18 protein-coding genes are annotated in these 22,001 nt (G+C 70.1%); 9 read left to right on the forward strand and 9 right to left on the reverse strand.

Annotated elements, in window-relative coordinates:
- From HYV93_22365 to HYV93_22405, 9 genes are all read left to right on the forward strand, one after another.
- A partial coding sequence (locus HYV93_22365) for a PCP reductase family protein (GenBank protein ID MBI2528714.1) occupies window positions 1-213 on the forward strand: 213 nt, incomplete at its 5' end.
- Between the two features lie 23 nt (window positions 214-236).
- The gene (locus HYV93_22370) at window positions 237-1,517 is read left to right on the forward strand and encodes a radical SAM protein (GenBank protein ID MBI2528715.1); all 1,281 of its coding nucleotides are present in this window, start codon (window positions 237-239) and stop codon (window positions 1,515-1,517) included.
- Window positions 1,518-1,547: 30 nt separating this feature from the next.
- Complete coding sequence (locus HYV93_22375) at window positions 1,548-3,356, forward strand: cytochrome ubiquinol oxidase subunit I (protein MBI2528716.1); 1,809 nt, start codon at window positions 1,548-1,550, stop codon at window positions 3,354-3,356.
- Window positions 3,356-4,186: a c-type cytochrome gene (locus HYV93_22380; protein MBI2528717.1), complete on the forward strand. Its 831-nt coding sequence runs from the start codon at window positions 3,356-3,358 to the stop codon at window positions 4,184-4,186. Before HYV93_22375 ends, HYV93_22380 begins: the two co-directional genes overlap by 1 nt.
- 4 nt (window positions 4,187-4,190) lie before the next feature.
- The gene (locus HYV93_22385) at window positions 4,191-6,446 is read left to right on the forward strand and encodes a c-type cytochrome (GenBank protein ID MBI2528718.1); all 2,256 of its coding nucleotides are present in this window, start codon (window positions 4,191-4,193) and stop codon (window positions 6,444-6,446) included.
- Window positions 6,446-7,153 carry a carboxypeptidase regulatory-like domain-containing protein gene (locus tag HYV93_22390; protein MBI2528719.1) on the forward strand — a complete coding sequence of 236 codons (708 nt, stop codon included), beginning with the start codon at window positions 6,446-6,448 and terminating at the stop codon, window positions 7,151-7,153. The genes HYV93_22385 and HYV93_22390 overlap by 1 nt, the downstream gene beginning before the upstream one ends.
- 89 nt (window positions 7,154-7,242) lie before the next feature.
- Window positions 7,243-8,139 (forward strand): P-loop NTPase, encoded by an 897-nt coding sequence (locus tag HYV93_22395; GenBank protein ID MBI2528720.1) that lies wholly within the window; start codon window positions 7,243-7,245, stop codon window positions 8,137-8,139.
- A complete protein-coding gene (locus HYV93_22400; protein MBI2528721.1) occupies window positions 8,136-8,561 on the forward strand; it encodes a PCP reductase family protein in 426 nt (141 codons plus the stop codon). The genes HYV93_22395 and HYV93_22400 overlap by 4 nt, the downstream gene beginning before the upstream one ends.
- Complete coding sequence (locus HYV93_22405) at window positions 8,548-9,756, forward strand: ABC transporter substrate-binding protein (protein ID MBI2528722.1); 1,209 nt, start codon at window positions 8,548-8,550, stop codon at window positions 9,754-9,756. Before HYV93_22400 ends, HYV93_22405 begins: the two co-directional genes overlap by 14 nt.
- Window positions 9,757-9,783: 27 nt before the next feature.
- On the opposite strand, the gene HYV93_22410 is transcribed toward HYV93_22405, so the two are convergent.
- The 9 genes from HYV93_22410 to HYV93_22450 all read right to left on the reverse strand — a co-directional run bounded on the left by HYV93_22410 (window position 9,784) and on the right by HYV93_22450 (window position 21,942).
- Window positions 9,784-11,331 (reverse strand): GAF domain-containing protein, encoded by a 1,548-nt coding sequence (locus HYV93_22410; GenBank protein MBI2528723.1) that lies wholly within the window; start codon window positions 11,329-11,331, stop codon window positions 9,784-9,786.
- 250 nt (window positions 11,332-11,581) lie between these two features.
- Window positions 11,582-13,366: a PAS domain-containing protein gene (locus tag HYV93_22415; GenBank protein ID MBI2528724.1), complete on the reverse strand. Its 1,785-nt coding sequence runs from the start codon at window positions 13,364-13,366 to the stop codon at window positions 11,582-11,584.
- A 64-nt stretch (window positions 13,367-13,430) separates the two neighbouring features.
- A complete protein-coding gene (locus HYV93_22420; protein MBI2528725.1) occupies window positions 13,431-14,438 on the reverse strand; it encodes a hypothetical protein in 1,008 nt (335 codons plus the stop codon).
- Window positions 14,435-15,406, reverse strand: a complete 972-nt coding sequence (locus HYV93_22425) for a tetratricopeptide repeat protein (GenBank protein MBI2528726.1) — start codon at window positions 15,404-15,406, stop codon at window positions 14,435-14,437. Before HYV93_22425 ends, HYV93_22420 begins: the two co-directional genes overlap by 4 nt.
- A 12-nt stretch (window positions 15,407-15,418) precedes the next feature.
- Window positions 15,419-16,468, reverse strand: a complete 1,050-nt coding sequence (locus HYV93_22430; GenBank protein MBI2528727.1) for a HEAT repeat domain-containing protein — start codon at window positions 16,466-16,468, stop codon at window positions 15,419-15,421.
- A 4-nt stretch (window positions 16,469-16,472) separates the two neighbouring features.
- Entirely contained in the window at window positions 16,473-17,666 is a 1,194-nt protein-coding gene (locus HYV93_22435) for a redoxin domain-containing protein (GenBank protein ID MBI2528728.1), read from the reverse strand.
- A gap of 9 nt (window positions 17,667-17,675) precedes the next feature.
- Window positions 17,676-19,172 (reverse strand): hypothetical protein, encoded by a 1,497-nt coding sequence (locus HYV93_22440; GenBank protein ID MBI2528729.1) that lies wholly within the window; start codon window positions 19,170-19,172, stop codon window positions 17,676-17,678.
- Entirely contained in the window at window positions 19,169-20,503 is a 1,335-nt protein-coding gene (locus tag HYV93_22445) for a c-type cytochrome (protein MBI2528730.1), read from the reverse strand. The genes HYV93_22440 and HYV93_22445 overlap by 4 nt, the downstream gene beginning before the upstream one ends.
- A gap of 14 nt (window positions 20,504-20,517) precedes the next feature.
- A complete protein-coding gene (locus HYV93_22450) occupies window positions 20,518-21,942 on the reverse strand; it encodes a cytochrome c3 family protein (protein MBI2528731.1) in 1,425 nt (474 codons plus the stop codon).
- Window positions 21,943-22,001: the final 59 nt, after the last annotated feature.

Here is a 22,001-nt window from a genome sequence, read left to right on the forward strand (position 1 = left end):
GCCCCGGCGGTGGCCTGGACGGCCGCCGCCGAGGCGCGGCTCGGGCGCGTCCCGGCGGGCTTCATGCGGGAGCGGGCGCGCCAGGAAATCGAGCGGGCGGCGCGCGCGGCGGGGCTCGACACCATCGAGCTCGGCAGCTGCGAGGAGTGGCTGGCCGCGATCCGCGCCACGATGTGCCAGGGGCGCGGCGGCCACCCGGAGGCCGGGGCGTGACGGCAGGCCCGGGGCGTGAGGCCGTGGGCCCCCGGGACGGTCCCACGGCCTACGCGGTATCGTGGAATCTCACTCGGCGCTGCAACCTGCACTGCGACCACTGCTACATCTCGGCGGGCCCGGGGCCGCGCCCGCCGGACGAGCTGTCCACGGCCGAGTGCCGGCGGGTGATGGACGAGATCGCCGAGGTCAACCCGGACATCTTCCTGATCCTGACTGGCGGTGAGCCGTTGCTGCGACCGGACCTGCCGGAGATCGCCTCGGCGGCCCGGGCCCGCGGCTTCACGGTGGTCGTGGGCACCAACGGGGTGCTGCTGCGGGAGCGGCAGGCGCAGAGCCTCCACGCGGCCGGCGTCCAGGGGGTGAGCCTGTCCCTGGACTCGACGGTGCCCGCTCGGCACGACGCCTTCCGTCGGCGTCCCGGGTCCTGGCAGGGCGCCGTGCGTGCCACCGAGATCTGCCGCGCCGAGGGGCTCGACTTCTCGCTCCACATGTCGGTGACCGAGTGGAATGCCCGGGAGATCCCGGCCATGATCGAGCTGGCGGGCGAGCTCGGGGCGACCGTGCTCAACCTCTTCTTCCTCGTCCGCTGCGGGCGGGGGGAAGGGCTCACCGACATCCCGGCGGCGCAGTACGAGGCGATCCTCACCGACCTCGTGGAGATGGAGCGGGCGGGTGGCCGCCCGGGCGGCCTGCAGGTGCGCACCAAGTGTGCGCCGCAGTACCGGCGCCTCGTCTGGCAGCGGGACAAGGCCTCGCCGCTCCTCGCGGCCTATGCCGAGGGGGCCTGCCCCGCGGGCAAGCACTACTGCCGCATCACTCCGGAGGGCGATGTGACGCCCTCGCCATACATGCCGCTCTCGGTCGGCAACCTCCGGGAGGGCTCCTTCGCCGATCTGTGGCGCTCGGCGCCGGTCTTTCAGGCGCTCCGGACGGCACCGCTCCGGGGACGATGCGGAGCGTGCGAGTTCTCGAAGATCTGCGGCGGCTGCCGCTGCCGCGCGTATGCGGCCTCCGGCGACTATCTGGCCGAGGATCCGGCCTGCGCCTACGAGCCCGGTACCTACGGGGGCGTGCCCGCCGAGGTGCCTGCCGCCTTCACCTTCGGGCTCGAGGTGTCGCGGGAGCTTGCCTGGAGCGAGGCCGCGACCGCCAGGCTCGAGGCCATCCCCGGCTTCGCCCGCGGGATGGTGGTGCAGGCCGTGGAGGCCCACGCCCGGGCCGCGGGGCATTCCGTCGTCACCCCCGAGATGATGGCGGAGGTCCGCCGGCACTGGGGCGGGCGCTTCGCCCAGCGATCGTAGCCCGTGATCAGCCGAGAGGAGACGGCCCGAATGCGTGTGCACGGTGAGGAGGGCGGCCTGGCGCGCCAGCCGGCCGAGAGCTGGCGCCTGTACGCCTGGGCGGTGCTGGGGGGCTCGGTGCTGAGCCTCTGCCTGCTGGCGCTCCCGGCCCTGGCGCAGGAGGTGGGGAAGGCCGTGGAGTACCGCGCCGTGCCCCTCGTCGGCTCGCGGCTGGCGGTCTGGGCCGTGGCCCAGATCCATCTCAACTTCGCCGCCTTCATCCTCGGCGTGCCCATTTTCGCCGTCATCATCGAGATCATGGGGTGGGGGACAGGCGAGCAGCGCTACGACTGGCTCGCTCACGAGCTGGTCAAGCTCACCTTCGCCGCCTTCTCGACCACCGCCCTCCTGGGGGCAGCCCTCCTCTTTCTCCTCATCGGGTACTACCCGAAGGTCTGGACCTACCTGACGGGGATCTTCTTCCCGACCTACTGGGTCTACGTGCTCCTCTTCTTCCTCGAGACCTTCACCGTCTATCTCTGGTACTACGGCTGGGACTGGCTGTCGGGGCCGCGGAAGGCGATTCACGTGGCCCTCGGGGTCCTCTCGAACCTCTTCGGCACGGCGATCCTCGTCGTGGCCAACTCCTGGGTGACCTTCATGATCTCCCCGGGCGGCGTGGACGAGTCCGGCGCCCTCAAGAGCTTCTGGGGGGCCGTGAACAACTTCACCTGGATGCCCATCAACATCCACCGGCTCATCGCCAACATCGTGTTCGGGGGCACCATCTGCGCGGCCTATGCGGCCGTCCGGTTCCTGTCCGCCAAGAGCGACGAGGAGCGGGCGCGCTACGACTGGATGGGGTACATCGGCAACTTCGTGGCGCTGGCGGCCTTCATCGTGCTCCCCTTCGCGGGGTACTACCTGGGGCGCGAGATCTACGCCTACAACCAGACCATGGGCATCACCATGATGGGCGGCTTCATGTCCTGGCTCTGGATCATCCAGGCGATTCTCATCGGGATCCTCTTCATCGGCTCCAACTACTATCTCTGGCTCGGCATGGAGCGCATTCCGGGCTCCGAGCGCTACCGCAAGTACGTGCCGTATCTGCTCATGGTCCTGGCCGCCGGTTTCATGGTCTGGGCCACGCCCCGGAGCCTCATCCTCACGCTCGGGGAGGCGCGGGCCATGGGCGGCACCCACCACCCGATCCTGGGGCTCCTCGGCGTGATGTCGGCGAAGAATACGGCCGTGAACCTGATGATCCTGACGACCTTCCTGTCATTCGTCTTCTACCGCCGGGCGAACAAGGTCTCCCAGCGGTCCTGGGCCGGGCTCGGCATGGCAGTGCAGTGGGTGGCGATCGGGGTGGCGGCGGGGCTCGTCACCTTCTACGGGGTGTACGGCTACTTCGTCGAGTCCATCGTCCGGATCGGCTTTTCGGTGTACCAGGTGGCGGCCGTGCTCGGGGCCATCGTCGTGATCATGGCCATCGACATCCCCATGTTCCGGGGGGCGCGGACGACAGGGGAGATCCGGTGGGGCAGCATCGCGCCCCGGTCGCAGTATGTGTTGATCCTGCTGGCGGTGACCTTCACCTGGCTGATGGGGCTGATGGGCTTTGCCCGCTCCGGGATCCGCCAGCACTGGCATGTCTACGGCGTGCTCCGTGACACCTCAGCGGAGGCGGTGACGCCGGCGCTGGGCTACGCCTCGACCGTGATCACGGGGGTCACCATCGTGTTCTTCGCGCTGGTGATGTTCATCTTCTGGCTGGGAGGGCTTGGCGACAAGGGCAAGGCGGCGGCCCACGCGGCGCCGGCCATGGCCGGCGGTTCGGCTCGGGAGGCCCGGTGATGCAGCTGCCGGTGCCGGTGAAGGTCGGCGTGTTCGCGCTCGCGGTGATGGGGGCCTACACCTACTATGCGAACTCCATCCCGCAGATCCAGTCCAAGCCCCCGGAGGAGCTGTCCCTGGAGGGGGGAAAGGTCACCCCACAGCAGCTGGTCACGGCCGGAGAGAAGCTCTTCAAGGAGAAGGGCACCTGCGAGATCTGCCACAAGATCGGCCAGAAGGGGACGCGGGCGCCGGACCTGGCCGGCGTGGGCGCTGCCGCGGCCAAGCGGCGTTCCGGCGTGAGCGCGAAGGGCTATCTGGTGGAGTCGCTGCTGGATCCCGGCGCCTTCCTCGTGGAGGGGTACCCGAATATCATGCCGAAAGTCGACCGGCCACCCATCGGGCTCAACCGCTCGGAGTTGTGGGCGCTGACGGCCTTTCTGCAGTCCCAGGGGGGGACGGTGGACGTGACGCTGGACGACATCCCGAAGACGGCGGGGGCCCAGGCCTCAGGCGGCGGGGCGCCGGCGGCGGCACTGACGCTGCCGGGCGATGCCAAGGCGGGGCAGGCGGTGTTTGCGGGCAAGGGCGCCTGCATTGCCTGCCACAAGGCCGGCGCCCTCGGGGCCTCGCCCGTGGGCCCCGACCTGACTCAGCTCGCGCGGATCCAGACGCCCGAGTACATCATGGGCAAGATCCTGAACCCGGCCGGCATGGGGACGGTGGCCGGATATCCGCCCGGGGTCATGCCATCGACCTTTGGCCAGACGCTCACGGCCCGCGAGTACCTCGACCTGGTCTCGTTCCTCCTCACCCTCAAGGGTGACGGGGCCGCGACGGCGAAGAGATAGGCGCATGGGCCTCTTCCGCTCGAGGCTGTTCCAGTCGGTGCTGGTCCTCGTCGTGACCTTCGCCGTGTTCCGGTTCGCCATCCGGCCACCGGCGCCCTGGAGCGTGATCACCCTGTACATGGGCGTCGTCCTCCTGGCGCTCCTGGTCTACGTCTCCTCCGACGGGGACTCCTGGCGGGCCTTCGTGGCGCCGCTGCGCGCCCTGCTGGTGGACGACTCTCTGATGCCGATCCGCGTGGTGGCCATGATCGTGCTGCCGCTCGGGCTCGGCTACTACGCCTACAGCCAGGCGGCGGCCACCGTGGAGGCCCCGCCCGAGCTGCGGGCCGTGCACCCCGCGCCGCCGGCGTCGATCTCGTTCCGCGGCAAGCCGCTGGACATCCAGGGGCTCGACAACCCGCTCCGGAAGGACGCGGCCGGCCTCAAGCAGCACGCGGCCGAAGGGGGGAGCATCTACATCAAGAACTGCATGTACTGCCACGGCGACAATCTGGACGGCGCCGGCCCCTTCGCGCACGCCTTCAACCCGCCGCCGGCCAACTTCCAGGACCCCGGGACCATAGCGATGCTGCAGGAGGCCTACCTCTTCTGGCGCATCGCCAAGGGCGGCCCGGGGCTGCCGAAGGAGTCCACGCCCTGGAACTCCGTCATGCCGGCCTGGGAGGACCGGCTCAGCGCGGAGGAGATCTGGAAGGTCATCGTGTATCTCTACGACGCCACGGGGTATCAGCCGCGGCGCTGGGAGGAGGGCGGCGAGCCCAAGCACTCGCGGCTCGCGGTTCCCGTGAAGCTCGCGGGGCTTCCCGGGATGGGCCTGCTGACCCCGCGGGCAGTCGAGGCCCAGCAGGTGGGCGATCCGGCCCAGGGCAAGGCCGTGTATGAGAAGAAGTGCCTGCTCTGCCACGGGGAGAAGGGCGACGGCGCCGGACCCGGCGCGCCGCTGCTCGAGCCGCGGCCGCGCGACTTCACCAAGGGCAAGTTCAAGATCCGCACGAGCGCCTCGGGGCAGGTCCCCACCGACGCCGATCTCTTCCGCATCATCACGGAGGGCATGCCGGGAACCACCATGCCCGGCTGGAAGGGGCTGTCGGAGAAGGACCGCTGGAGCCTGGTCGCCTACCTCAAGACCTTTGCGCCCGAGGCCTTCAAGGAGGCGCCGAAGCGGGCCGTGCTGCCGAAGGAGGTGGCCGCATCGAAGGAGTCGCTGGCCCGGGGCAAGGAGATGTTCGAGGCCATCGAGTGCCACAAGTGCCACGGGGCCGGCGGGCGGGGCGATGGGCCCTCGGCCGCGGAGCTGCGGGATGATTGGAAGCACCCGGTGCGGCCCGCCAACCTGACGAAGCCGTGGAACTTCCGCGGTGGCAGCAGCACGAAGGAGATCGCCACGCGGCTGGCCACCGGGCTCATGGGCACGCCGATGCCGACCTTCATCGACAGCGTGGAGAAACCCGAGGACATCTGGCATGTGGCCAATTACGTGAAGGCGCTCGGGACGGACAAGCCGGCCTTCGCCACGATGCTGACAGTCCGGGCCGTCGCGGGCCCGATCCCGGACGACCCGGCGGCCGCCTTCTGGAGGCAGCAGCCGGCGGCGGTCTTCCCGCTGGCGGGGCAAGTGATCGTGGAGCCGCGCAACGTCAATCCCTCCATCGACACGGTCACGGTGCGCGCCGTCTACACCGGCACCGAGATCGCCTTCCACCTCAGCTGGGACGATCCGACGAAGTCCATGCCCGATGCCACGGCCAAGACCTTCGCCGACCAGATCGCGCTGCAGCTGGCGGCCCGGCCCGCCGAGGGCAGCGAGCGCCCCTACGTGCTCATGGGCGACGGATCGAGCCCCGTCTACCTGCTCCGCTGGGCGTCGGACGCCGGCGTGGGGGAGGCCAGTGCCTCGGGACTCGGCACGCTCGCTCCGCAGACGGGTCAGGCCGTCCAGGCCACGGGCGGGGCGGTCTTTGCCGACGGCCAGTACCGGCTGGTGATCAAGCGGCCGCGCGTCACCAAGGATCCCGGGGATCCCGCGTTCCCGGTCGGGCGGTTCCTCTCCGTGGCGGTCATGGCCTGGGACGGCGGGGCCGGAGAAACGGAGAGCAAGCTGTCGTTCTCGTCGTGGTATTACCTCCGCCTGGAGGAGCCAGGCTCAACCACCCCCTACCTCATCCCCCCGCTGGTGGTCCTCGTCGCCGCCGCGCTGGAGCTGCTCGTGGTCCGGCGCGCGCGGGGGCGGGCTTCCGCGGAGCCAAGGAGACCCAACTGATGCGTCATTGGACAGCTGTGCTATGCGCGTTCGGCCTGGCCGCCGCCCTGGTCTGGGCCGGCTCGACCCCCGTCACCGCCCAGGGGGCGGGCTCCATCGTGGGCGAGGTGAAGTTCTCGGGGACCCCGCCAGCCGCCAAGAACCTCAAGGTCGACAAGGACTCCGAGGTGTGCGGCAGCGACAAGCCGAGCGAGGAGCTCGTGGTGGGCGCCAGCAAGGGGATCAAGAACGCCGTGGTGTCGCTGGCCGGCGCCAAGGGCCCGGCGCCCAAGCCCGCTCAGAAGCCGGCGCTGGACCAGAAGAAGTGCCACTTCGCCCCGCACGTCCTGGTGGTCCCGGCGGGGGCCGAGGTGGACATCCTCAACTCCGACGGCATCCTGCACAACCTCCACACCTTCTCCGCGGCCAACTCCGCGATCAACAAGGCCCAGCCCAAGTTCAAGAAGGTGATGACCGAGAAGTTCGACAAGCCCGAGGTCATCAAGGTACAGTGCGACGTGCACAGCTGGATGTCGGCCTGGATCGTCGTGGCCGACCACCCCTACTACAGCGTCACCGACGAGGGCGGCACCTTCAAGCTCGACAACGTGCCCCCCGGCAAGCACAAGGTGGAGGTCTGGCACGAGAGTCTGGGCAAGCTGAGCCGGGAGGTCGAGGTCAAGGCCGGCGCCCCCACGAAGGTCACCTTCGAGCTGAGCAAGAAGTAGCCGGCGCCCGAGGAGCGGCGCACACTCTCACGGGCGCCTGTGTTGCCGTGAGCGGTGTGCCGCTTCTCGGGCATCATGCGGAGGATCCCATGCTCAAACGGTATCGCGACATCGCGGGAGACGGCGGCTCCAATATCGTGGGACAGGTGGAGGCGCTCACCGGCCGGGTGCGGGCCCGGATGGCCCGGGTCCGCCGACGGCTGGCCGTCACCAGCGGAAAGGGTGGTGTGGGCAAGAGCATGCTCACCACCAATCTGGCGATCCTGCTGGCGGCTGATGGATGGCGGGTCGGCGTGCTCGACGCCGACCTCAACGGCCCCTGTCTCGCGCGCATGCTCGGGATCCGTGGCCCGGCCCTCCGCCTCTCGCCCGAGGGCCTCCACCCCGCCGAAGGGCCGCTCGGCATCAAGGTGCTCTCCATGGATCTCCTCCTTCGTGAGGGGCCCGTGCCGCTCGTCTGGGAAGCTCCGACCCAGGACCACAGCTTCGTCTGGCGTGACACCATGGAAGCGACCGCGCTTCGGGAGCTGCTGGCCGACACGGTCTGGGGAGATCTCGACGTGCTCCTGCTCGACCTGCCACCGGGGGCGCCGAGGTTGCCGGCCCTTGCCGGACTCCTCGCCGACCTCGACGGAGCCCTGGTGGTCACCATTCCGTCGGAGGTGTCCCGGCTCGTCGTCGAGCGGGCCGTGGAGCTGGCGCGAGCCCATGCCGTGAGACTGCTCGGGCTCGTGGAGAACATGGCGGGCCACCTCTGCCCGCACTGTGGCGCCGTCGGGGATCTCTTCGTCCGCGATGACGGCCCACTCGAGGTTCCCGGCCTTCCGACCCTGGCCAGGATCCCCTTCGACCCACGAATCGCCCACTGCGCGGACCGCGGACGCCCGTACGCCGTGGAGCATGCCGACACCGCGGCGGGCCTGGCCTTGCGCGCGCTGGCCACCCAGGTGCGGACGCTGCTCTCTCCGGCGGAGGCGGCCCGGTGAAGCTTCTCTGCGTCGCATGCAACGAGCCCATGCAGGTCAGTTCGGTAGAGGGCCCCGAGGAGGGATCCGTCAGCGTCAGCTTCGGATGTGCGACCTGCGGCCAGCGAGTCGCCCTGCTCACCAATCCCCTGGAGACCCAGCTCGTCCGGTCCCTCGGAGTGAAGATCGGAGGACAGAGCGTGGGTCACGAGCCGCTCGAGGTGGTCCGGGCGAGCCTGGCGCCGCAGAGCCAGGGCGCGCTCCACGCCGCGGAAGGGGAGGCCGTGGTCTGGACCGAGGAGGCCAACGCGCGCCTCCAGCGCCTGCCGCCGATGGCCCGGCCCATGGCGCGCACGGCCATCGCCCGGTACGCGCGGGAGCACGGCGTCACGACGGTGACCCCAGAGCTGATGGACGAGTACCGGGCGCATGCTGGTTTCTGAAGGGGCGACGAGTCGGCGGTGGGTGGTCGTGCCGGTGCTGGCCGCGGCGGTGATGCTGACCGCCTCGGCGCCGGTCCATGCGCAGTTACAGACGCTCCCGCCGGTCAGGGTCGGAGTCATCCAGCCGCTGTCCGGTCCGGCCGCCACCTCCGGCACCTACGTCCGCATGGGCGCCGAGATCGCGCGCGACCGACTCAACGCCCGCGGCGGCGTGCTGGGCGGCCGCCGGCTCGAGCTGGTGATCGAGGACAACAAGTCCGACCCCGCGGAGACGGCGAGCGCGGCGGAGAGGCTCATCGTCCGCAGCAAGGTGCGCGTGATCATGGGCGCGGGTGATGACGCGATGACGCTCGCGGCGATGCCGAAGATCGAGGAGCGCGGGGTCCCCATGGTCGTCGAGAGCGCCAGCGGCGCGCCGATCACCACCCGCGGGAACCCCTGGGTCTTCCGCCTCAGCCCACCCCCGGAGATGCAAGCCTTCGGGTTCGAGCCGCACGTGGGCAAGCTCGGCGTCAAGCGCGCCGATTTTCTCGTGGTCAACAGCGACCGGGGGCGCAGCACGGCCACTGCGTTCGGCGACATGCTGAAGCAGAACGGGGCGGCGGTCGGTGTCACCGAGGTCATGGAGGCGTCCGCGACCGACATGAGCGCCCAGCTCGCGAGGATCAAGGCCACGGGTTCCGACACCCTGTTCCTGGCGAGCGGCGTCGAGCAGATCGCGCTGGCGATGAAGCAGGCGCACGAGCAACGCCTCGCGCGGAGGATCGTCACCATCGGAGACGGCGCCTCCCCCTCCCAGATCGTCAAGCGGGTGGGCGCCGCGGCCGAGGGCACCTACCACATCGTCTCCTCGATCCCCTGGTTCCCCGAGGCGTTGCCAAACCCAAGGATCGCGCGGGAGTTCGTCGACGAGTGGACCAAGCGCGGCCATCCCGGCGAGGGGCTCATGGAGGGGGGCCGGGGTCACGACGGGATCACCACGATCATCGCGGCGATCAAGCTCGCGGGCAAGGACGACGCCGGGATGATCCGCGACGCGCTGTGGCGCGTGTACTTCAGCGGCATCAGCGGTCCCATCAAGTTCGGGAAGGATGGACCGGCCGGGAAGGAGAGCGGTCAGCGCCAGCCCAGCATCTTCGTGGTTCAGATCAGGGACGCGAGGTTGGCGCTCCCGGACTTCGGCGCGAAGAGGTAGACTCGCGCGGCACTCCTGCCCGCTGTCTCACCCCTGACGCCGGCTCGCGCGCCACTCCGCCAGCTCCCTGGCGACAACGGTGGCGCGGCAGTCGGGACAGACGCCGTGGCTGAAGGTGGCCTGCGAGCGCTCCCCGACGTAGGTCTCGATCTGCTCCCAGTAGTTCCGATCGTTGCGAACCTTCTTGCAGTACGCGCAGATCGGCAGCAGCCCGTGAAGCTGCTTGACCTGGCCCAGCGCCATCTCGGCCTCCCGCCGCGCCTGCACCGCCGCCTCGTACAGCCGCGCGTTCTCGATCGCGATCCCCGCCTGGTCGGCCAGCCCCTGCGCCACCGTGACCGCGTCGTCGTCGAACCGATGGCCGCGCGGGCCAAAGACGATGAGGGTGCCCAGCACCCGCGTCCCCATCCTCACCGGCACGCACATGAGGGCCCCGGTCCGGGCCGCCTGCGCCTGCGCCCGGTGCGCCGGCACCAGATAGGGATCCGCCGCCGTGTCCGCCGTCACGTACGGCCGGCCCGTCGCCGCCACCCTCCCGCTGATCGACTCCCCGATCCGGATCCGGTCCCTCGCCATCACCTCCAGCGCCCCCGCCGTCGCCCCCACCCGCCCCAGCCACTCCCCCTCCGCCAGCCGGAACCCCGCCTCCCCCTCGAAAATCTCCGCCGCCGCCTTCGCAATCGACCCCAGCAGCTCCGGCAGGTCCAGCTCCGCCGTCAGCCGACGCGACACCGCCACCAGCGTCCCCACCCGCTGCCGCCGCCCCTCGGACTCCTCCAGCAACCGCGACACCGACGCGTTCGAGGCCTCCAGCTCCCCCCTGGCCGCCTCCAGCGCTGCCGTCCGATCCACCACCCGCTGCTCCAGCCCCTGGTTCAGCCGGAGCAGCTCCCCCTCCGCCCTCTGCCGCCCCGCCTCCGCCCGGATCTGGATCCGGTGCGAGATGCGGACCACCCAGAAGAGGGACAGGTACAGCAAGAGACCCCCCAGCACCGTCGTGGCCCAGATGGTGTTCCGGGACTTCCGGATGTCCTCGTAGAGCCGTTCCGGGACCTTGTAGACCTCCAGCACCCCGATCACGGAGCGGGGGTCCTCGGGGGCGAAGATCGGCACATACACTTCCGCCAGCGTGGAGAAGAACTCACGCTCCTGCACGTTCTCGGGCTTCTGCAGGCTCTTGAGCTGAACCCTGACCTGCCCCCGCAGGGCAGCCACGAGATCGGAGTTGTCGGCAAACCTTCGGCCGATGAGACCCTCGTCTTCGGCCCAGATCACGACGGCGTCACGGTTCCACACCTTGACGCGAACGACCTCGGGAAGCTTGTAGAGCGGGCTCAGGGCCGAGCGGATCCGCGCCCGGTCCAGCCGAAGCGCGGGATCGATGAAGAGCTGCTCCATCCCGTGATCGCTGGCCTCGTAACGGACGAACTGGGCGGTGGTCTGCCACTCGCTGGCCCGCATGTGACGCGCGAGCACATCCGAGGTCACCCATCCGAGTGCACCCATCAAGGCCAGCACGCACCCCAGGCTCAGCACCGAGAAGCGAGTCAGGAGGCTCCAGGCGGGAAGGCGCATCACAAGGTCTCCATGGTTCGGGCAGACCATCCACCTGGCGGCGGGCGGCCCCCTCAGTGTTCCAAGATACTGTAAAGTTTATCCTCTCACAATCGAGCCAAGGGGAGATGCGGATTCTTGGCCAAAGGAGGCTGCGGCCACTGAGGTCCAGCCGCCGGGCCCTGGCGGCAGCGCTCCCCCCCCTTGGAGTGGCGGGACCACTTGGCCGGGACCGGACCGAAGGAAGGCGCCGAGCGCGCGGGAAGGATGCTCAGCCGGCCTTGCCGGGTGCTGGCGAATCCCCTTCGCCGAACGAGCGCTCCAGGTCGACCATGGTCGTGCTCCCGATGTAAGGGCTCTCGGCAACCCGCCGCAGGTCGGGCAGGCGCCTGACCAGCGCCTCGATCTTCCTGATCTCCTCCTCGGCCGCGGCCACGGTCCGGGCCCGCTCCGGGAGTCCGAGGTCCTCCTGCTTCAGCACCTGGATGGCCCCAAGGATCCCGGTGAGCGGGTTGAGAATCGCGTGGTGGAGACCAACGACCACCTGGCCGATCGCCGCGAGGCGCTCCTTTTCCACCAGCTGCGCCTGGGCATCGAGGAGCGCCTGGTTCGAGTCCTTGAGACGCGCCTCCATCTCGACCATCTCCGTGATGTCCCGCGAGACCTCGAGGATCTGGTAGACCTGCCCCGACGCGTCGCGCAGCGGCGCGGCGACGACATCCGCGTAGGTCGTCCGGCCACCCGGCCCGGGCTGGGCGAGCACGCCCCGCTCCACCTGCCCGGTGTAGAGCGTTCGCACGGCGGGGCAGCCGTCGCAGGCCTCGCGCGGCGAGCCCGTCAGCTCGAAGCAGGTCCTGCCGACAGCCCCAGCACCCGCGTGAGCCGTCGCCGCAGCGTTCATCCACACCACGTGCAGCTCGCGGTCGACGATCACCAGCCGATCGGCGATCCCGGCCAGGATGGCTGCCAGCCGCTCATGCGCCTCGCGGATGTCGCGGAACAGCTCCACGTTGGCAAGGGCTATGGCCGCCTCGTGGAGCATGATCTCCAGCGTCTGGAGCGCCGCCGGCGCCGGCGCGACACTGCCAGGCAGGAGGTGGCCCGCGAACAGGTGCGCCGGGCCGCGCTGGGGGAAGACCGGGATGACCACCAGACCCTCCTCAGCCTGGTGGGCCCGCCCGGCGAGGGCCTCGGCGACCAGCGCTCCCGGAGGGGGGAGCACCTCGGCGCCCGGCGGCCAGGACGCGAGCCGCGTGAGCCCGCCACCGGCCTCGGCCCTGTAAAGCGAGGCGTCGGCGAGACGCAGTCCGCTGGCGGCACTCTCGACCACGTGGGCCGCCACCTGGGCGAGATCCAGCGGGCGGAGCACCGACTCGGTGAACTGCTGCAGCAGCGTCAGCTCCTCGTTCTGCCGCTCGAGCCGCTGGATGGCCCGCTCCTCGCTGGCCGAGGCCCGCCATACCACGAGGCCCAGGGCGCCGTAGAGGAACAGCCCCATGGCCCCCGCGACGCCCCAGATCAGCCGCGAGGTGCGCTGCAGGTCCAGCATGACCGCCGTCATGTCCTTGTACGTCTCGATCACGCCGGCCGCCTGGGAAGTGCCCGGGAAGGTGATCGGAACATACGCCTCCGCCACGTACCGCGGGTTCTTCTCGAAGACGTGCTCCGAACGCTTCGGCTCCTCCAGGACCGTCGTCACCCGGCCCCGGAGAGCTGCGAGCAGGTAGGCATTGTCGGGAAAGGCCAGGCCGATGAGCCGGGGCTCGTTCGACCAGATGATGCGTCCTGTCCGGTCATATGCCTTGATCCTGAACACGCCGGGAAGCCCCTCGAGGAAGGTCGCGAAGCCCTCGTGCGCTGAGGGATCGGAGGCGTTCTCGAAGTTCAGCGCGGTGAGGTGCTGGTGCGCCTGGCTCTGCACGATCTCGGCTGTTTGCGCTTCCTCCTGGGAGAGGACGTAGCGCTCGAAGAAGGCGCCGACGAGCAACCCGGCGGCGACGACGACCACCACCACCAGCCCCGCGCTGACGATCAGGTAACCCTTGAAGCGGCTCATTCGCCTTTCCCGCATCCCTGATGATGCTCCAGCCTGCGTCCTGGCACAACGCCAGCGGCGCCCTCTACATTCCCACCTTGTCCCGGTGGCAGTTTCGACAGAGGCCGAGCCAACTGACGGCGCCGAAGTTCCACAGCTTCGGCGCCGGCGCGGCATGGGGGTTGTGACAGCTGGCGCAGGACAGCTCCCGCTTCGGCCGGTTTGGATCGGGCCGGCCGCGGGTGGGATGCCCCTGGCCACTTGGCCCCCAGTTGATCACGTGGCGCCCGTCCGCCTTCTCGAAGTGACAGGTCGTGCAGAGGTTCCAGGCAGCCTTCTTGAGAAAGAACTGGTTGTCCGTGCCGTGCGGGTTGTGGCAGATCGTGCACCGGCCGGTGGAGGTGGGCCCGTGCTGGTAGCGGCTGCCGTAGAAGCGCTCCTTCTGCTCGTCGTGGCAGGAGAAGCAGAGCGGCATGACGGGGTCCGGGGTCGCGTACCGCTGAGGCGACGCAGTCGGGTCATGGCATTTCGTGCAGGCCCACAGCGCCGCCGGGCCGTGCACTTCCTTGGCCTTCGTCAAGCGGGCGTGGCACGAGTAACAGGTGGACTGGTCGGGGCTGGCGGGCCCGGTGTCACCGGGCACCGCCTGGGTGCGGTGACACTCGTGGCACATCGCCTCGTTCCGCGCCTGGTGAAACGGCACGCGCCTGAAGCCCTTCGGCGGCTCCGAGGCCGAGAGGATCGCGGCAGAGTAATAGACTGCGCGAGCCTCGCGCACGGCCGGCTTGCCTGGAGGGCTGGATTCCACCTCGACCACGTTCTGGCCGGCAGCGAGCTGGGCGCTCCAGTGCAGGACACCGCCCCCGGCCGGGCGCGGCTGGTGGGCCGCGGGGCCGAGGTCGGTCCCGTTGAGCCGCGCCCGTACGGCGGAAGGCGCCACTCCCCCGTCGATCCCCACGATCACGTGGATGTTCCCACCCCCCGACACGACCGAGTCCGCCGCCGGGGCGTGCACGCGGACCCCCTGGCCGGCGGCGGCCGGAGCCCAGGCCACGCTGAGCACGATCACGAGCCCGGGAATCGAGCGCCTCATTTCCTTCCTTGGAGCAGTTTCAAGAACGCCCACCGATACCGGGAGACGGCGCGGGCGGCATCGCCGCGCGCCTCGTACGCGCGTCCGAGCTCGTAGTAGCCACGGACAGGCTCCGGGTTGAGCATCACCGCCTCTTCGAGCAGGCGGATGCCCTCGTCGACCTGGCCGAGCCGGATACGCGCGATGCCGACGCCGACGCGCGCGCCCGGCGAGGTCGGGTTCTTCGCGAGCACGAACTCGAACTCCCGCAGCGCCTGAGCCGCTTCGTTCGTGTCGAGGCGGGCGTAGCCGAGCCCGAGGTGGGCCTGGGTGAGGTCTGGCTGGAGCGCCAGGGCCCTCGCCAGCTCGCGCGCCGCTTCCTCGTACCGCCGCTCCGACGCGAGCGCCGTGCCTTGCCTGTACGCGGCCTGCGCCGCCTCGGCGTCTCGCCCGTGCACCTCGCCGACGCTGACCAGGCGTGCCGTCACGTCTGCATCGGAGATCTCGCCCAGCGCCCGAAGGGTGTAGGCCTCGACGAGCCGGCGGTAGTTGCTGTTGCGGCTCGGCACATACGCCTTCAGAACTCCTCGAGCGTCGACCACCGCAGTGCTGGGAAACACGATCACCCCGAACGCGTCAGACGCCTGCCGGTTCCTGTCCGTCGCCGCATCGAGGGGCGGTCGCGGCACGCGCCCGGCGCCGGATCCGGCCTCCGCGAGGGCGACGACCGCCACCCCCTTCGCGGAGAGCGCCGCCGCGAGCGCTTCGAGATCGGCCAGCGCTTCCTCCGAGAACACCTGCCCGGGCCGCCAGAACAGAAGGACCATCGGGCGCCCTGGCGCTGGCACCGCGACGCCCCGGCCGCCGGCGCCGTCGAGCGCGAGCGCGGGGACAGGGCTGTCCACGGGGACGTTCCGGAAGCCGAGCGCCGGACCCGCCAGGCCCAGCGTGGCCAGCACCGCGATCAGGAACGCGCGCAGGTGTCTCATCCGCCAGCCCTCCTAGTAGATGATGACGAGCTTGACGAGCCGGTCACGCGCCGCGACGTCGGCAGAATCGTAGACGACGAGGATCCCCAGCTCGGAGAACGATTCGGCCATGAGGTCGACCGGCAGATAGTGGAGCTTGCCGTCGGCCTTCGTTCCCGCCCCGGCCGCCGCGCGACCCGTCATGCGCAGGAACTCTCCGTACGTGAGCAGCCGCCCGGAGCCGAACACCGCGCGAACATCGCGGTCGAGCGTCCCCCACACCGGAAAGACGAAGATGGACTCGATGGGGCCGTCCGGCGAGGCGTTGACCGCGATGGACTCTGTCCGCAGCGGTGACGGCACGGCGTCGCCACGGAAGAGGAATGCGTCCGCAGTCCGCTGCAGGGCAGTGCCGAGGCGCTCGGTGGCGTCGACGAGGGTGCTCTGGCCCACCTTGAGCCCGAGCCACTCGTGAGCCTTGACCGGCTTCGCCTGGGCCCCGGCGCTCGCCACGGCCGTCGCGTCCGGCCGCCGGCCCGCGCCGTCGCGGACTCTGGCGAACTCCCGCTTCACGGTGGCCAGATGGTCGTCTGGGCTCTCGCGCAACACCTCCGCGACCCGGGGCAGCACTGCCGTGCCACCCTGCTGCAAGAGCGCCAGCGCCGCGAGACGCCGGACGAAGGGATCGGGGTCGGCGAGCATGGAGCTCAGCGCCTCCATCGCCTCGCTGCCCCCGATCTCGCCGAGCGCATCGGCGACAAGCCGCTTGCCCCACCGGTACGCCTCCTTTCGTCGCAGGTACTGCACCAGCGGCGGCACCGCCCGGCGGTCTCTCAGCTCGCCGAGCGCCTCGATGGCGACCCATCGAACATCACGCTTCTCGTCGCGGAGGGCGCCGAGAAGCGCCTCGAGGACCTTCGGGTCCCGCGAGTGCCCCAGCTCGGCCACCGCCGCCATGCGCGTCGCCGTGTCGCGCGTGGTGCCGAGCGTCCGCAGCGCGGCGGCCACGTCGACCGCTGGTGCCTGCGCCAGGGCCGGGCCGGCAAGGAGCCACAGGAACCCCGCCAGGAGAGCGCGTCTCATCCGCTCACCTCCCGTAGGAGAGCGGGAACAGCTCCCGCCGCGTCTGCCACAGGAGCTCGACGCCCTTTCGGTAATGGGCCATCGCTTCCGGCTTCATCCCCCGCTCGTCATACGCCTGTCCCGCCGTCAGGTAGAGGCGCCACTCGAGGGGATTGAGCTTGATGGCGGCGTCCAGCTCCTGCCGGCCCCGCGCGACGTCGCCGCTCCTCAGCAGGAGCACCCCGAGCTGGGCCCGCGCCGGCGCGTACGCGGGGCTGGCCGCCACGGCTTTCTGGAGGAGCTGCCGCGCCGCGTCGGTCTCCTTCCGCGCCGCGCGGAGCGCGGCCAGCTCCGTCAGCGCCGCCGGGCTCGCCGGATCGATCTTGAGCGCCTCGCCGAGCGTCCCCTCGGCCTCGCGCAGGAACCCCTCGCGCTCCTCCGGCGTCAGCCGCAGCGTCACGACGGACTCCCCGTTGAACTGGATCGCCTCGAAGGCGACGGCGCGCTCGCGATAGGTTTGTCCGAGGAGGACGCGCGGCAGCGCAAAACCGGGGTCCAGCTCGATCGCCTTCTTCAAGTTGCCGTCCACCTGATCGACCAGCCCGCGGGCGAGCATCGCCCGCGCCAGATTGAAGTACCGCACGGCCCGGGGATTGGGCTGCTTCCCCTCCGCGACCGCCCGCTTGGCCACCGCCCGTCCCGCCACGGTCGCCTCCACCAGCTCGAAGAACTCCTCCCGCCCGGCGATCGGATACGCCGCGAGATCGGCGAGGATCGTTCCGTCACCACGCATCAGCACGGTCGACGGCACCGCGACGACGCCGTAGCTGTGGAACACCGTGAGGCCGCGGTCGAGGAGCAGGGGAAACGTCACCCCGATCTTCTGGGCGAGGGCGCGGGCCTTCGCCAGCTCCTCGGGCGTGCTGGCCGGGCTCTCGACGTTGACGCCGAGGATCACGAGGGCCGGCTCCGGCGACCGCGCGTGGAGCTTCTGCAGGCGAGCGAGGACCTCCGGCGACTTGTCGCTCCAGCTCGACCAGAAGACGAGGACGATGGCACGAGCGCTGGCGAAATCGTGAAGGGCGACGGCCTTGCCCTCGAAGCTTTCCAGCGAGAAGTCCGGCGCCTTCATGCCGGGCTGGAGCGCCTCCAGGGCAGCCGCCGGCGCCGCCGCGGCCAGAGTCAGCACGACGAGTATGCCGAGTGCGCGTCTCAACATGGTCATCCTCTAGTCCGCCGTAAAGGTCCGGTAGTCGATCGGGTTCTGAACAGTTTGCTTGCGGTTGTAGCCCCGCGGCACGTGGCATCCGGGTGCGCACTTGCCGCCATTGGCGTACTTGACGTAATTCGTCTTCACTTCCCACCCGCCGAAGGGGACGCCCTCACGAATGTGCTTCGGGCGATGGGAGGCATGGGTCTCGTGGCAGGCGCGGCAGGTCCGCCCCTTGATCTGGTTGACGTGGCGGAAGTGGAGGCTCTCGCTGCCGTTCCGGAAGCCGGTCAGCGTGGTCGTGCTGCGCTCGAGGGCGAGGGTGGGCTCATGGCAGCCGAAGCAGAGTCCGTACTGCTCGCGGGCGAACGGCGCGTAGAACTCCTGCGGGTACGGCCGGCGCAGGATGCGGAAGTTGTCGGTGCCGTGGGGGTCGTGGCAGGCCGCGCAATCCTGCTGCCGGATGGGGCCATGCCAGTCCCTGTGCTCGCCGAGGAACGCTTTCATGTTCACGAGCATCTTGCCATCCGTCGCCTTCCGCTCGCGGTCGTGGCAGCGGAGGCAGAGCACCATCGGGGTGTCCTGGAGCTGCTTGGGGAAGTTCGTGAAGTGCGGGTCGTGGCAGTTGAGGCACCGGCGCTCGATCTTCACGGCCTCATGATCCGTCCGGGCCGTCCCCACCTGGGTCTTCTTGTCCGGGTGGCAGCCGAAGCAGAGCTCGGGAACCGACCGCTGCACGCGGTAGGGGTTGGGCGAGGTGTGGGGGTCGTGGCAGTTCGAGCAGTCCAGCCGTGCCGGCACGTGCCCGAAGCGCTTGGGCGTGAACTCCGCGCGCTTCTCCGTGTGGCACGTGTAGCAGAGCTCGGGCCCCTGCTTGACGAGCCGGTACGGGTACGGAGAGGTGTGGGGGTCGTGGCAGGCAACGCACTGGCCCTCCGCCACCGGGCCGTGAACCTCCCGCTCGAGGGTCTTGTCGCGGTCGTGACACTGGTAGCAGAGCTGGCTCGGGGGGCTCTTCCGCAAGCGATACCGGTACGGCGACTGGTGCGGGTCGTGGCAGGCCCCGCAGAGGCCGAAACGCACGGGCCCGTGCACGACCTTCTGCGAGTCCATGCGCTGCTCGTGGCACATGTAGCAGAGGTCCCGCTCCGCCCGCGCCATTCGGAAGGCGTGCTTCTCACCGTCGTACGCCGTCTTCTCGTCCTTCGGCGTGTGGCACTTGGTGCACTCCCCGGCCGCCACCGGGCCGTGAACGTACCGGGCCTGGCCCATCTGGCTGTGACATGCCCCGGTCACGCACGACGGCTTGGCCGCGCGTTGCGCGACCGGGGCCGGCGCGGCGGAGGTGGGCCTGGCAGGGACCGGCGCCCCGGGGGCCGGCTTGGCGGGCGCCGTCGGCGCCTGCGGCGCCGGCGCGCTCGGCGGCGCGGCCTTGGGCTGGGCGTGGGCGGCCGCGGGCAATGCCATGAGTGACGCCGCGAGCCCGCCGAGCAGGACGACGACGCGCACGATCATGGCAAGCGCTCCCGGTGGATGAGGTAGGCGGTGACCACGCGCGCCTCTTCCTCCGTCAACTTGAGGTTCGGCATCCGGGTGTCGAGATAGTGCGAGGGATTGAGCACGAAGCGGTAGACCCAGGCGGGGTTCAGGCGCCGGCCGGCGAGCGTCAGGTCCGGACCGATACCGCCGGGTCTCGAGCCGATCCGGTGGCAGTTATCGCAGAACTTCTCCGAGAAGAGCCGCTCCCCCTCCGGCGCGAGCTTCGGACTGATCGCTGCGGCGGGCAGCGGCTTCAGGGTCTCGTCCTTGAGTCGCGCCATGATGTAGTCGGTCAGCGTCGCGACCCCGCCGTCGGTGAGGCGGAAGTCGGGCATGCGGGCGTCCGAGCCCATGATGGCGTACTCCGGCTTGATCTGTACGGGGCGGCGCAGGAACCCTTCGAGCCACTCTCGCGTGACGCGGCTTCCCTGGAAGCCGAGCGGCGGACCCACTCGCTTGCCCTCCGGGAAGCCAGCGATCCGGTGGCAGCCGACGCAGTTGAGGCGGACGAGGAGGCTGCGGCCCATTGCCGCGTTTGCCTCCCTGTGCTCGTTCTTGGCCGCAGCAAAGCCCGGCTGGGGCGCCCTCTCCCTGCGCGAGGTCAGGTAGTCTCGCAACGCCAGGATCTGGGCTGTCTCGTCGCCACCCAGGATGTCGTCCGGCCCGGACTTGTCGTCGGCAAAGAACGAGGGCATCTTCGTGTTCGGGACGATCTTCGACGGGTCCCGGAGCCACCGCACGATCCAGTCGGGATCCAGCCGGTCCGGCACGCGCTCGAGGTTGGGGCCCCATTCCTCCGGCTTGCCGGCCGGCTTGCGATCGCCGTCGAAGTGGCAGCTGAGGCAGTCCAGGTAGTCCTTGCTCATGAGCTTCAGCGCGGCCTCGCGGGCGGACGCGCTGAGGGTCCCCCGGTGGCGGTGCGCCGGCGGCAGGGGGGAAGCCGAGCGGTCCTTCAAGCTCGCGAGCCCCTCGGTCAGCGCCACGGCTTCCTCGTCAGTCAGCCTGAAGTTCGGCATGCGGGCCCGGATCGCGGGACGGATCGTCTGGGGCGACTTGAGGAACGCGAACAACCAGTCCGGCCTGACACGGTCGCCCTCGGCGGTGAGGAGCGGGGCCTCCTGGCGGACCTGCGTGGTGTGGCCCGGGATGTCATGGCACACGGGACACCCGAGTCGCTCGATGAGGGCGCGCCCCGTCTCCTGCGCCTCGACGGGAGCGTTCCATGGCAACGCGAGGACGGCGACGATGACGGCCAGCCCCGCGAGGAGCAGGCTCAGGAACGGCGTCAGCCTCGGCCGCCACCTCACCCCAGCACCGCCCCTCACTTGTTCGCCACCGCGGTCACCCGGTCGTAGCCGCGCGACACGTGGCACCCGGGCGTGCAACGGCCGCCGGTGTCGGTCTTCTGGTAGTTCGTCGGAACCTCCCAGCGGCCGAAGGACACGGACTCGCGGATCTGCTTGGGCCGCTTCGAGGCGTGCGTCTCGTGGCACGCGCGGCACGTGCGCCCCTTGTCCGGCCGGTTGACATGGACGAAGTGGAGGTTCTTCTCCCCGTTGCGGAAGTTGGTGAGCTTCACGGTCGAGGCCTCGAGGGCGAGAGTGGGCTCGTGGCAACCGAAGCAGAGGGCGTACTGCTCACTGGAGAACGGCGCATAGAACTGCCGCGGGTAGGCGCGGCGGAGAATACGGAAGTTGTCGGAGCCGTGCGGGTTGTGGCACGCAGGGCAGTCGCCCTGGCGGATGGGACCGTGGATCACGGGGTTGTCGGCCAGCCAGGCCTTCATGTTCATGATCTTGCCGGTTGGCGTTTCGAGCTCCTTGTCATGACAGCTCAGGCAGAGCTGGGCGGCCACCGCGCGCAGCTGCTTCGGCTGGTCGGCCGTGTGCGGGTCGTGGCAGTTCAGGCACTTCTTCTCGATCTTGTAGGCATCGTGCTGCGTGCGCGCTCCGGCGACATGCTTGCCCTGGGCCTGATGGCACGAGAAACAGAGCTCGGGGACCGGCTTGCGCGTGCGCGCCGGGTTGTCCGAGGTGTGGGGATCGTGGCAGCCGTTGCAGTTCTCGCGCGCCGGCTTGTGGCTGAACTTCCGCGTCGCGAACTCCTGCTTGCGCTCCTCGTGGCAGCCGAGGCAGAGCGTGTTGCCCTGAGCCGTGAGCCTCACCTTGTCCTTGCCCTGGTGCGGGTCGTGGCAGGCCGTGCACTCGCCCAGGGCGACGGGACCGTGCACCTCCCTCGACGTCGTCTTGTCGTCCTTGTGGCACTTGAAGCAGAGCTTGGAAACCGGCGTTTCCTTGAGGCGAAAGCGATTCGGGGACTGATGAGGGTCGTGGCAGAACGAGCACTGCCCCCACTGGACCGGCCCGTGGACCACGGGCAGCGTGTTCTTCCGCTCGTGGCACGTGTAGCAGAGGTCGGCGCCATGGGCCACCAGCTCGAAGTCGCCCTCCGAATCCTTCGCTTTGGACGGGTGCGCCACGTTGGGCTTGGGGGTGTGACAGGCCTTGCACGCGCCAACGACCACCGGGCCGTGCACATACCGGTCCACCCCCATCTTGGCGTGACAGCCGCCGGTCGTGCACGAGGACCCGGCCGGCGGCGCACCCTTGGCGGGCGGACCGGGCGTGGGTGCTGCGGTGGCCTGGGCCGGCTTGGTCGAGCCACCGCGGGGCTGGGCAGAGGCCGCCAGCGCCAGGGCGAGCGCCAGCACCGAGCAGGCGCCCACTGCGACCCAGCGGCCGATCACAGCCTCGCCCCGACATCATCAAGTCCATGCCGCTGTCTTGCGCTCACACCTGCCTCCCA

It is taken from the genome of Candidatus Rokuibacteriota bacterium, from assembly GCA_016188005.1.
GTDB lineage: Bacteria > Methylomirabilota > Methylomirabilia > Rokubacteriales > CSP1-6 > UBA12499.